The sequence below is a fragment of the Leptotrichia sp. OH3620_COT-345 genome, assembly GCF_003932895.1.
GTDB lineage: Bacteria > Fusobacteriota > Fusobacteriia > Fusobacteriales > Leptotrichiaceae > Pseudoleptotrichia.
This window is the reverse complement of record NZ_RQYW01000027.1, coordinates 1-12,255: the sequence shown is the minus strand read 5'-3', so window position 1 is coordinate 12,255 and position 12,255 is coordinate 1. Positions and strand designations below refer to the sequence as shown.

At 29.9% G+C, this 12,255-nt stretch carries 15 protein-coding genes and 1 tRNA gene; 1 reads left to right on the top strand and 15 read right to left on the bottom strand.

The window, feature by feature from the left end; genetic code table 11:
* From EII29_RS12915 to EII29_RS10810, 15 genes are all read right to left on the bottom strand, one after another.
* On the bottom strand, positions 1-84 hold an 84-nt coding region (locus tag EII29_RS12915), incomplete at its 3' end, for a GTP-binding protein (RefSeq protein WP_233573313.1).
* A 103-nt stretch (positions 85-187) separates the two neighbouring features.
* Positions 188-263: transfer RNA gene (locus EII29_RS10875), tRNA-Thr, on the bottom strand.
* A gap of 48 nt (positions 264-311) precedes the next feature.
* Positions 312-995, bottom strand: a complete 684-nt coding sequence (locus EII29_RS10870; RefSeq protein ID WP_233573320.1) for an HAD family phosphatase — start codon at positions 993-995, stop codon at positions 312-314.
* Between the two features lie 38 nt (positions 996-1,033).
* A complete protein-coding gene (locus EII29_RS10865) occupies positions 1,034-2,140 on the bottom strand; it encodes a GspE/PulE family protein (RefSeq protein ID WP_125237546.1) in 1,107 nt (368 codons plus the stop codon).
* Between the two features lie 42 nt (positions 2,141-2,182).
* Complete coding sequence (locus tag EII29_RS10860; protein ID WP_125237545.1) at positions 2,183-2,653, bottom strand: viral A-type inclusion protein; 471 nt, start codon at positions 2,651-2,653, stop codon at positions 2,183-2,185.
* Positions 2,654-2,662: 9 nt separating this feature from the next.
* Complete coding sequence (locus tag EII29_RS10855) at positions 2,663-3,265, bottom strand: L-threonylcarbamoyladenylate synthase (protein WP_125237544.1); 603 nt, start codon at positions 3,263-3,265, stop codon at positions 2,663-2,665.
* Entirely contained in the window at positions 3,265-4,248 is a 984-nt protein-coding gene (locus EII29_RS10850) for a ribose-phosphate pyrophosphokinase (RefSeq protein WP_125237543.1), read from the bottom strand. The genes EII29_RS10855 and EII29_RS10850 overlap by 1 nt, the downstream gene beginning before the upstream one ends.
* On the bottom strand, positions 4,249-5,589 hold the full coding sequence (glmU, locus tag EII29_RS10845) for a bifunctional UDP-N-acetylglucosamine diphosphorylase/glucosamine-1-phosphate N-acetyltransferase GlmU (RefSeq protein WP_125237542.1): 1,341 nt from the start codon (positions 5,587-5,589) through the stop codon (positions 4,249-4,251).
* Between the two features lie 552 nt (positions 5,590-6,141).
* Complete coding sequence (locus EII29_RS10840; protein ID WP_125237541.1) at positions 6,142-6,291, bottom strand: FeoB-associated Cys-rich membrane protein; 150 nt, start codon at positions 6,289-6,291, stop codon at positions 6,142-6,144.
* 39 nt (positions 6,292-6,330) lie between these two features.
* Entirely contained in the window at positions 6,331-8,487 is a 2,157-nt protein-coding gene (gene feoB / locus EII29_RS10835; RefSeq protein ID WP_125237540.1) for a ferrous iron transport protein B, read from the bottom strand.
* 28 nt (positions 8,488-8,515) lie between these two features.
* The gene (locus EII29_RS10830; RefSeq protein ID WP_199726078.1) at positions 8,516-8,749 is read right to left on the bottom strand and encodes a ferrous iron transport protein A; all 234 of its coding nucleotides are present in this window, start codon (positions 8,747-8,749) and stop codon (positions 8,516-8,518) included.
* 57 nt (positions 8,750-8,806) lie between these two features.
* Entirely contained in the window at positions 8,807-9,025 is a 219-nt protein-coding gene (locus EII29_RS10825; protein ID WP_125237539.1) for a FeoA domain-containing protein, read from the bottom strand.
* Positions 9,026-9,208: 183 nt separating this feature from the next.
* On the bottom strand, positions 9,209-10,039 hold the full coding sequence (locus EII29_RS10820) for an ATP-binding protein (RefSeq protein WP_125237538.1): 831 nt from the start codon (positions 10,037-10,039) through the stop codon (positions 9,209-9,211).
* A 76-nt stretch (positions 10,040-10,115) separates the two neighbouring features.
* On the bottom strand, positions 10,116-10,745 hold the full coding sequence (locus tag EII29_RS10815) for a tetratricopeptide repeat protein (protein WP_125237537.1): 630 nt from the start codon (positions 10,743-10,745) through the stop codon (positions 10,116-10,118).
* Positions 10,746-10,964: 219 nt separating this feature from the next.
* Positions 10,965-11,312 carry an MliC family protein gene (locus tag EII29_RS10810; RefSeq protein WP_125237536.1) on the bottom strand — a complete coding sequence of 116 codons (348 nt, stop codon included), beginning with the start codon at positions 11,310-11,312 and terminating at the stop codon, positions 10,965-10,967.
* Positions 11,313-11,541: 229 nt separating this feature from the next.
* Here EII29_RS10810 and EII29_RS10805 point away from each other — a divergent pair, with 229 nt between their 5' ends.
* Positions 11,542-11,982 carry a hypothetical protein gene (locus EII29_RS10805; RefSeq protein ID WP_125237535.1) on the top strand — a complete coding sequence of 147 codons (441 nt, stop codon included), beginning with the start codon at positions 11,542-11,544 and terminating at the stop codon, positions 11,980-11,982.
* Positions 11,983-12,255 lie beyond the last annotated feature (273 nt).

Here is a 12,255-nt window from a genome sequence, read left to right as displayed (position 1 = left end):
TGTCGTTGTCTTACCGTGGTCTACGTGTCCTATTGTCCCTACGTTTACGTGTGGTTTACTTCTCTCAAATTTAGCTTTTGCCATCCTTTTTTTCCTCCATATAATTAAAATTTATATTTTATTTTCATTTATTATATCATATACATAAAAAAAATGCAACTTCCGAGTTGCTTTTGGATTAAGTATATGGTGCCGCTTGTCGGACTCGAACCAACCACCTGCTGATTACAAGTCAGCTGCTCTACCAGATGAGCTAAAGCGGCAACAAAACTATTATATTAAAAACTGTATATTTTGTCAACCGATTATTTTTATTTCCAGAATAATATGTCTATTATAGTTTTTCTATCAGGCATTCCTTCTACTTTTTCACCCTTTTTTATCCAATATTTTTTTTCAGCAATATCAAATAAAGGTTTGTCTGCCAGACTGTCAGAATAAAATTTTACAATGTTGTAGTCTATATTATTTTCTTTTGCCCATTTATTAAGTTTTTTTACTTTTTCAATACCTTTATTATTTTCTCCATCAATTTCAGCAACAAATTCTCCTTTTTTTCCTTTTTTAAAATCTGTTCCGAAAACAACATCGTACCCTACAGATAAAAGAAACTTCTCAATAAGAAATAACGGAGTGGCTGAACTTACTATCACCAATTCCGCTTCTTTTTTATTTTTTTCAAGCTCACTTCCTGTCCACTCATATATCTCCTTTGAATATACAGTCCAAAAATCGTCTATTATTTGCTGTATTTCTTTTTCCGAATGTTTTTCTAAAAATACATAAAATTTTTCTTTCAATCTTTTCAAATCAATTATTTTTATCAGGTATAAAAATACATATCTTAGATATAAAAGAAAAAACAATGATGCTTTTACATGATACTTTTTAAAATAATATGTAAAAAAATTTGTGCCTGATTCTCCTCCATATATTGTTTTATCAAAATCATACACGATTATATCCTTTTTCATATTTTCCCTTTCCTGTTTCACTGTGTTTTTCTTCCGGACTCTTCTATATTTATAGACTCTTAATTTATAAATTCAAAAACATCTTTTTCAAAAAGCATATTCTTTGCTAATTTTTCTTTTATATCTTCTTCAAAATCGGTAAAATTTTCATATTGAAGTGATTTCAATTTTATTTTACATTCATGTACTGAACTTTCATCTTTCAAAATACTTTTTATTTTTTCACTTACAGCAAGTATTTCATTTATAGAAATTCTTCCATTATAGCCTTTTATACAGTTTTTGCAACCTTTTCCCGAACAATTACGACATTTTCCCCCTACCAGTCTCTGAGCTATAATCCCTATTAATGAATCAAGAATCAAATATTTCGGGATACCCATATCAGATAATCTTATAATAGTAGAAATTGCATCATTTGTATGAATTGTAGCAATAACGAGATGACCTGTGAGAGCTGCTCTTACTGCTATTTCAGCCGTTATTTCGTCTCTGATTTCAGAAATGACTATTATATCAGGATCATTTCTTAAAGTATTTTTCAATATTTCAGGAAATGTAACCCCTATGTCTTCATTTACCTGAACTTGAACTATACCCTTTATTTTATTTTCCACTGGATCTTCTACTGATATAATTTTCTTTTCTCCGTTATTCAGTATATTAATTATTGACATAAGTGTAGTAGATTTTCCCGAGCCTGTGGGACCGCTTACAAGTATAAGCCCGTACTTTTTGCTTAAAATCCTGTTTAGGATTCCTCTGTTTTTTTCTGAAAATCCCAATGTTTCAAGTTCAGTATTTTCAAGATAACTTTTTAATATCCTGAGAACTATGCTTTCTCCATTCACAGTTGGCATAAACGCTGCTCTTATATCGTAATTCTCTCCGTTAAACCCGAAGGAAAAACTACCGTCCTGAGGTTTTCTCTTTTCAGCAACATTCATCTCAGATAAAATTTTTAATCTTGAAATTATTTCAATTATATTTTTTGAAAATACTGTTTTACTTACTTTTTCTTCCAATTTTAAGCTTTCTGTCAAAATACCGTCTACTCTGAATTTTATTTCACTTTCATCATTATCATATTTTATATGTATATCACTTGCACGCTCTTTTATTCCCATTTCAAGAATATCATTTACATAAGATATAACATTTTTCATTGTCCTCAACCTTCCTTTTCCCCTTAAATACAATTTCTCCTCTTATTTTATTGCTGTTGTTTTACTTAATTCTTCCAATGTCACTTCATTTTGTTTTTTCAATGTTTTATACAATCCCTTTTTCAGGAAATTATACCATTTCAGTTTACTTTTCATACTGTCTATCCCTTTTATAGTTTCTCTTAGCTGAAGCTTCAAAAAATCCAATTCTTCAAAAGATAATGCAATATCTTTTGTTTTTTCCTTTTTATTTTCCTTTGTTATTTTTGCCTCCTTGTCCAAATAATTGAAAAATTGAAAAAGATTAGGTAACTGTTTTTCATAAATTTTCATCTGCTTTTTCATTTCTTCAATCAGTTTTGTCAGATAACTTCTTGTACTTTTACTTAATGTAACCTTTGTTTTTCGTTTACCCTTACCTATTTTCTGTACAAGTTGGCTCATTTTTGCCTGCGCTTTGGCATTTACCAGGGTCATATCATTTATTGTATTGGGATTTACCATTTTTGCCATATACTTTACTTATCCTTTCATTAACTTTTTTATTTCTTCCAATGTTATATTTCCTTGCCTAAGAAGAGTAATTTCTCCATTTTCATATTTTATTATTGTAGAAGGAACTCCCGTCAGCTTCGCTTCTTCAACTATTACATAATCTACATTATCAGTAATTTTTCCATCTATCTCATCTGATTTTACAGCTGATTTCCGTCCTGAAATATTCGCACTTGTAGTTAGAATTACTCCTCCTGCACTTTTTATTACTTCGAGAGCAGTTTCGTTTTTAGGTATTCTTATTCCTAAAGTTTCGGATTTATTATCAAATTTTTTCATAAATTCCATATTTGCCTTAAATACTACTGTTAATTCTCCGGGCCAGAATCTTTTCAATACAGGAAAAATTTTTTGAAAATTTCCAACTGTTTCATCTATTAGTTCATTTAACCTTGAAATATCGTCAATTAAAGCAATTATTTTTTTTGAAGAATCTCTTTTTTTTATTTCATAAATTTTTCTTACAGATTTTTCAATAGGAAGAGCACCTATCCCGTATACAGTATCTGTCGGGAATACTACAACACCTCCATTCCGTAGTATTTCTCCTGCTTTTTTTACATCGTTCATTAGACTGTTATTTCTCTTTCTTCAACAGGCATTTCAAACAGATCACTTATAGCCTCATTCCAGTATATTCTCTTTATTGTTTCAGCAAACATTTTACTTGTTGAAAGAATTCTCAATTTGTCGAATTTCTTATCTTCAGGCAGTTCTATACTGTCTGTAATAACGACTTTTGTTAATGCGGATTCCTTCAATCTCTGAACCGCAGGTCCTGAAAATATACCATGAGTAGCACAGGCATAAACTTCCATAGCCCCTTTTTCAATTAAAGCTTTTGCCGCATTACAAATTGTCCCTGCTGTATCTATCATATCATCTATTAATATGGCTTTTTTTCCTTTAACATCTCCGATTATATTCATTACTTCAGATTCATTTGCTTTCGGTCTTCTTTTATCAATTATTGCTAAAGGAGTATGCAACCATCTTGCAAGCCCTCTTGCTCTTTTCACTCCTCCCACATCAGGTGACACTACTACAGTATCTTCAGGATTAAATCCATATTTTATAAAGTGTTTAGCTAAAATAGGTAATGCTTCCATATGATCCACGGGAATATCAAAAAATCCTTGTATTTGTCTTGCGTGCAAATCCATTGTAATAACTCTTGTAGCACCTGCCACTGTGAGAAGATTTGCCACAAGTTTTGATGTAATCGGCTCTCTGGGACTTGCTTTCCTATCCTGTCTTGCATAGCCGTAATAAGGTATTACTGCTATAATTTCCTTTGCCGATGATCTTCTGAGTGCATCAATAAATATAAGCAACTCCATTATATTTTCATTTACGGGTTTAGATGTTGACTGAACAACAAATACTTTACATCCCCTTACACTTTCATTAGGCTTTATAAATGTTTCACCATCAGCAAATTTTATCAGCTGAACTGAAGACAGTTTCATGTCCAGATGCTTTACTATATTTTCAGCCAATTCTCCACTTGAAGAACCTGCATAAATTTTAATTTGCTCACTTGAAGTTTCCATTTATTTATCCCACCCTTCTTTATTGGTTTGTCTCGCTCTTCCAAATGCCAATGCTTTCTCGGGAACTTTTTTCGTTATTGTGGATCCTGCAGCAGTAAATGCTTTTTCCCCAATTTCTACAGGTGCAACAATGGTTGAGTTACTTCCTATAAATGCTTTTTCTCCAATTATTGTTTTGTGCTTCTTTTTTCCGTCATAATTACATGTAATTGTTCCGGCACCGATATTTGTATCTCTCCCCACTTCAGAATCTCCCAGATAAGTTAAATGTCCTGCTTTCACTCCTTCTTCCAATACAGAATTTTTTATTTCCACAAAATTTCCTACATGTACATTTTTTTTCAAGTAAGTTTTAGGTCTTAAATGAGCAAAAGGACCTACCGTTACTCCTTCTTCAAGATTCGACTGTTCTATAAGAGAAGATTCTATTTTAACATTATCCGCAATTACTGAATTTTCTATTCTTGTATTTCCGAATATTTTACAATTTCTCCCTATTTCAGTATTTCCTTGAATAATTATATTTGGATAAATCACAGTATCTTCACCTATTACAACTTGCTCTTCTATATATGTCGTATCAGGATCTATAATTATTACTCCATTATCCATAAGATAATTATTTTTCCTATTTCTCAATATTTTAGATGCCTGAGCCAACTGAGCTTTGGAATTTACCCCTAAAACTTCTTCTTCATCTTCTATTTGATAACTTTCCAGCTTATATCCCATATCAGATAAAATTTTAATAGTATCCGTTAGATAATATTCTCCTTTTAAATTATTATTATTTATTTTCCCGATAACTTCCATCAGGCTGTCATATTTAAAAATGTACACTCCTGTATTTACTTCGTTTATTTTTTTTTCTTCTTCATCAGCTTCTTTTTCTTCAATAACATTAACTACATTTCCGTCTTTTTTTATTATTCTGCCGTATCCGAAAGGAACGCTTACTTTACATGAAAGAAGTATACAGTCAAGATTTTTAGTATAAAACTGCTCTTTCATTTTATTCAACGTTTCCTCCTTAAGTAAAGGAGCATCTCCATATGTTATTAAAACATCGTCCTTACATTTTTCAAGTTTGTCTTTTGCCATCAGAACTGCATGACCCGTTCCCAATTGTTCTTTCTGCTCAACATACTCTATATCTCCCATTACTTTTAAAACTTCATCTTTTTTATGTCCTAAAATAAATATGTTATTTTCTGTTCCGATATTTTCCATTACTTTTAAAACTCTCTTTAACATAGGCATCCCATTTACTTCATGCAGAACTTTCGGTTTTTCGGACTTCATTCTCGTTCCTTTTCCTGCAGCCAATATTAATGATATCATCTCTCCTCCTTATTTCTACAACATTTTTATAATTTTTTATAAAAAACTCTGCTATTCATTTATTTTATGATTATAGCAATTTTTTTTCATTTATTCAACGGTTAATCTAAAGAATATAAAAAGAACCGAATCTTTTGAAAAAAATTCAGTTCAAATTTTTGATCAATCTTTTTTAGAAAAAAAGTTACACCGAAAAGCTGTTCAATTCAAATTATTTCATACACAGAAATACTCACTTACTCTGTTCAAATAATGATTTCTTATCCTCATTTCCGTTTTTTTCGTTGAAATAATTTGAATATCGGACTTTGGTTTTTACTTTAATTTTATATTTTTATTTATAATTACAATTTAATTACATTTATATTTAAAACCATTTTACATTGATTCTTAAATTTCCCCGGAAAAATACAGAATTATGTTGAACAGAAAAACAGCTATCCGGATATAGTAAATTTAACTTTTTCAATCATAATAATTATTTTTGAAAGTTAAAAAATTTACAGTCAATAGTTAAAAGTATTAGGATGTCAATAAGTCTTCATGAAAAAACTATTTCTTCCACTGTTTATTACAACGGGAAAATGATTTGCAACTTTTTTCCCCGCAGCTGCAACCTCCGCTTTTTCTTATTTTTTTAATTGCAAGAATTGAGATCGCCACAATTATTAAAAATACAATTAATGTTGATAAACTTTCCATTTTTTCCCCTTTCCTGAGCACTTTATTCAATTTCGGCACTTACACATTAACTTCTTTTGTTTTTATTTTCTTAATTTCTCCGGGCTGTTGAACTTTTTTAAACATCATATAAAGCATAAATATGAGGACAGCTGCCGCAACAAAAGTCCAAACAGTCAGATTTTCTCCCAATACAAACACATTCCCCAATTGAAATACTATCAATGCAACTGCATAGGAAAACAGCATCTGATATGTAATAGTAAACCATGTCCATTTTCCGCTGTTCATTTCTTCTCTTATTGCTCCTACTGCCGCAAAGCATGGAATACATAACTGATTAAACAACATAAAGCTTAATGCCGATACAGGAGTAAATATAGAGTTTGCATATTCTATCATAGCAGGATCATCAGCTCCTGCATCACCTAACCCTGCGACAACACCGAAAGTAGACACTACTACTTCTTTTGCCACTAATCCGCTCATTGTAGCCACAGTTGCCGCCCAATGTCCAAATCCTGCAGGTGCAAACACCGGAGCAATTATTCTTCCTATTGTTTCAAGAATGGAATGACTGCCTTCAGAAAATTCTACAAACTCAAAGTTGGTAGATATGTTCTGCAAAAACCATATTACTATGGAAGCCAATAAAATAACCGTTCCCGCTTTTATTATAAATGCCTTTACTCTATCCCAGACTGTTCTTGCAATATTTGAAAATAAAGGAAGATGATATTCAGGTAATTCCATTACAAAAGGAGCAGGATTTCCTGAAAAATTTCTTGTTTTTTTCAATATTATACCTGAAACTGCTACTGCCAAAATTCCTGCAAAATAACATACAGGAGCAAACCACCAACCTTTATACCCTGCAAAAATAGAAGCTGAGAAAAGTGCTATTATTTCCGTTTTCGCCCCGCACGGCATAAATGAAGCTACTATAATAGTCATCCGTCTGTCACTTTCGTTTTCAATAGTTCTTGTAGCCATAATTCCCGGAACTGAACAACCTGTCCCTATGAGAATAGGAATGAAAGATTTTCCTGAAAGACCAAATTTACGGAATATTCTATCCAAAATAAATGCTATTCTCGACATATATCCTATATCTTCCAATATTGCCATAAATATATACAATGTCGTAATTATAGGAAGAAATCCAAGTACAGCTCCGATACCTCCTATTATTCCGTCAACTACAAGACTTGAAAGCCATGGTGCAACTTCAAGTTTTTCAAGAAGATTCGCAGCATTTCCTCCAACAATTTCTCCAAAAAATGTATCATTTACCCAGTCAGTAACTCCTCCACCGACAACAGTGATTGACACATAATAAACTAAAAACATTATTATTACAAAAATAGGCAAAGCAAGTATACGGTTTGTAAGTAATTTATCTACCTTATCACTCATTGTAAGACCTTTTCTTCCTTTTGATAACGTCTTTCCCATAATGTCCGATATAAAAGTATAACGGGCATCCGTAATAATACCTTCTCCGTCATCGCCAAAATCTGACTCGGCTTTTTCAATTATTTCATTTATATCTTTTTTTTCAGCTTCTGATAAATTCAATTTTTGAGTAGATTTTTCATCCCTTTCAAATAACTTAACTGCATACCATCTTTTATGTTCTTCAAAAGTCGAATTTAAAATTATATTTTCTATTTTTGTAATTATTTTTTCTATTTCATTATTAAAAGACTTGATATGTGACTGATTTTTCTTTTTAGAAACTTCAAGGGATTTTTCAATTACCTTATCAATATTTCTGTTTTTTAAAGCAGATATTTCAATAATCGGACAACCAAGAACTTCCTCCAATTTATTTGTATCTATTTTATCTCCATTTTTTTCCACAACATCCATCATATTAAATACTATCACCATAGGAATACCTATTTCTGACAGTTGAGTGGATAAATAAAGGTTTCTTTCTATATTGGATGCATCCACTATATTTAATATTACATCCGGTTTTTCATTTATAAGATACTCCCTGCTTATTATTTCTTCAGGAGTATAAGGTGAAAGGGAATAAATACCCGGTAAATCAGTTATTTTTATTTCTTTATTTTTCTTATACAGTCCTGTCTTTTTTTCCACAGTAACTCCCGGCCAGTTTCCTACGTACTGATTAGAGCCTGTCAATGCATTAAACAAAGTTGTTTTACCACTGTTCGGATTACCTGCTAAAGCTATGGTTATACTCATTTTTCTCTCCTTTTTTACTGTCATTTTTTTAAAGATTTATAAGTTCTATTTCCACACATTCTGCATCTTCTTTTCTAAGACTCAGTTCATATCCCCTAACGGATATCTGTACAGGATCTCCTAATGGTGCTACTTTTCTAACATAAAGTTCCGTATTTTTTGTAATCCCCATATCCATAATTCTTCTTTTAAATGAGCCCGAACCTGATATTTTCTTTACTATGTAATTTTTATCAACTTCAGATTCTTTCAGCGTTATCATTGCTCTACCTCCTGTTTAAATATTTTTTATATTTTGATAAATAATTTGTTTAAAAAACTACTCAGGTACAACTACAATTTTCTGTGCAATTTCTTTTCCGATTCCTATTCTGATATCTTTAACATTGACAATTAAATTTCCTGAACTTTCCGATACAATTGAAACACTGCCATTTTCAACAAGTCCCATACCGGAAAGTCTTTTTTTCTGAGCACTGTCAACTTTTATTTTAATTATTTTCATTGGAATATTAATCGGAGCTGTTAATAAATGCATAAAAAATCCTTCCTTCAAACTTTAAAAATATTTGTAATAAAAAATATATTAAAATTTGAAATTAAAAATAATATATTTTTACTATCAAAATAATTTTACCTTATTTTTATAAATAATGCAAGAAGAAAAATATTTTCTTATAGTATTTACAACACTTGTAGAATCTTTATAAATTTATATTCATTACATTTTATTTTTATTTCCTGACGTATATCCAAAAACATATTCCAAATTTATATTTTTCATAGAATTAAATATACTTTGCTTTATACCGGGATTTTTTTCTTCCAGAGCTGCTAACATTTCTTTCACTTCACGCCTTTTACTTGAAGTTTTTCCGGCCTCTATTGTACAACCGCAATTCATCGCTCTTATTCCATTTCTTTTTGTATAATTTATAATATCTTCTTCCCTTACATAAATCAGGGGTCTTATTAATGAAAGATTCCCAGAAGTTGATTTTACTTTTGGAGTCATTGTTTTTACAGTTCCTGCATATAGCATATTTATCATTGTAGTTTCTATTACATCATCAAAATGATGCCCTAAGGTCAGTTTATTATACCCAAATTCTTCGACTTTCCTGTAAAGAATCCCTCTTCTCATTTTAGCACATAAAAAGCATGGATAATCCTGAGCTTTTTCATTGGCAATTTCCCATATATTTGTATCTATTATTGCACAGTTTATATTCAATTTTTCCAGATTTTTTTTAAAATTTTCAAGATCCGATTCTCTAAATCCGGGATTTAAGCTTACCGCTTTAAATTCAAAATTCTTACTTCTGTCTTTTTTGAGTTCATGAAATAATTTCACAAGTAACAGACTGTCTTTACCTCCTGATACTCCAATGGCTATTTTATCTCCATTTTCTATAAGATTATAATCATTTATCGCTTTTACAAATTTTGACCATATTGTTTTTCTGTATATAGTTCTTATACTATTTTCAATTTCTTCCACTTCTTTCATAGGTCCGTCAGGTATTATCGCCTCACAAACTAAATTTACCATTGTTTTCTCCCTTTCAATTCATAAATTTTTACAAATAAAAACGAGCCATCCGATCGGCTCAATTTATTGTACTTCTCTATATATTAAATACCAATTTATCAGATGTTACCAGATAATTTCTTTCATCAAATTTCATATCACACTGTCCTGTTGTCCTGCATTTATTTTCAATATATTTTATTTTTTCAATCAATCCTTCATCCCTTGAATCTATTTCAAATGCAGCCTTAAATTCTTTTAATGCTTTTTTGTGTCTTCCCATATGTTCGTATTTCCTTGCAAAATCAATATGTGCCGTATATATATCAAAATCCAGAAAAATCGCCAGATCATAACAATCTACAGCATCTGAAATTCTTCCTCTTCTTGCATAGACATTCCCCAACAGAAATAGTACGAAAGGCTCTGCTGCATTAATATCCAAAGCTCTATTTAAATTTTCCTCCGCTTTATCAAGTTCTTCCTCTTCATAATATAAATATCCTAAAAATGCTCTTATTTCATGATCTTCAGGTTTTAAAATTACAAGTTTTTCATAAATTTCTATTGCTTTCTCATTTTCCTTCAAAGCATGATAAATAGACGCCAATGTTTGCAAAGCTTCTATATCTTCAGAGTTTTCCGCAATTTTATTCTGATATTTCACCAACATTTCCTCATTATTGTTGTTATACCTTATTTCTCTAAAAATCAACGTTTCCAACATATTGTTTCAACTCCTAAATAGTCTTTATATAATATTGATTTTACCATAAATGTACATTTTAGTAAACACTTTTTATTTCATTTCAAAATAATTTTATGAAAAAACATTTATTTTATCTTTTGTAAATTAAAAGAGCTATATTATATTAAGTGGAAATACAGCTCTTTTAATCTAAAATTATTGTTTCCTATAATATGAAAAAATAATATTTTCAATAAACTATTTTACTGTCTGTCTTTTACCGCATGTAAATGTTCTGCCGTTAAGTACTAATATAGCTTCATTTCCTTTTACATGAAAAGATCCTTCTGAACTTTCATAGTAAGAACCGCTTGCAGATTTAGAACTTTTAAATTCATACACTTCACCTGAAAAGTCGGTAAGCTTTATTTTTTCCCCTTTGTTCATATATTCGACTTTTATATCATCTACAGGACATGAATAATAATCAACATTTTTCATTTTTGAAATGCCTCCGCTTATTGATGAATTACCGTTTTCCATTATAGAACAAGATAAAGTTGCCATTCCTGCTGCAATTAATATTAAATTTCTGAATCGTTTCATTTAAAATCACTCCTTGTAATATATATATTTTTAATTTATCATATTCTACTTAAAAAGGCAAATTAAATTGCTATACTTTATATATTAAATTTTTATCTTTGAATCTTTTTTATATTGCTTTTACAGTACTGTCATTATTTAAAATTCAATTTAATTTTTAAATATATTGTAAATCCTTTTTTTAAATGATAAAATACTATATATTTTATTTTTTTAAAGGAGAGCTGATATGAAAAACTGTCTGAAAAATTTATTTATTTTTTTCTATTTACTTGTTTTTTCCAATATTTCATATGGACAAAATACACTATTTAAAGATTTTTCAGAAAAAATCAAACAAAATATAAAAGAAAATTCAATGAGTTATATTAAAAATCAGCAATGTTTCACTTCTTACTGGAATATTATAATTAAAAACTTCCATGTTAATCATATAAAGCTTTTTGCAGTATGTGTCGAAGTTGATCCTTCTAAAAAAATCAATTGGGATAACCCTGATATTCCTGAAAACTCAAAAGTTAAAACAGTATACATTTTTGGAAAAGATATGACTGAAAAAATAAGAGATGAACTTTCCAAGAAAAAAACAGGTTTCTTTTTTAAAAATCTTGCTTTTTATAAACCTTCTCATCCTGAATATAAAGAGGATGAATATTATTATTTTGAATAATTTCTCTGTTCTGACATTCAAAATTTTTTAAAAAAATATAAAATTATACTATTCAGAAAAAAGTTGCCTGAATATATTGAGCTTGTTGTCCTTTTTAAAGTAAAACAAGTATTTTTAGGGACTAAAAAATTTTGCAGTCAGTAACAAGAGTATGAAAAACAGCGATGATCACTTATAAAAAAAGAGCTATTTCAACTAATATCCGAAATAGCTCTCCTTACATTCTCATCTCACTTCTCTTAAAAATTAATCCTGAAACCTGTCGTAAATACA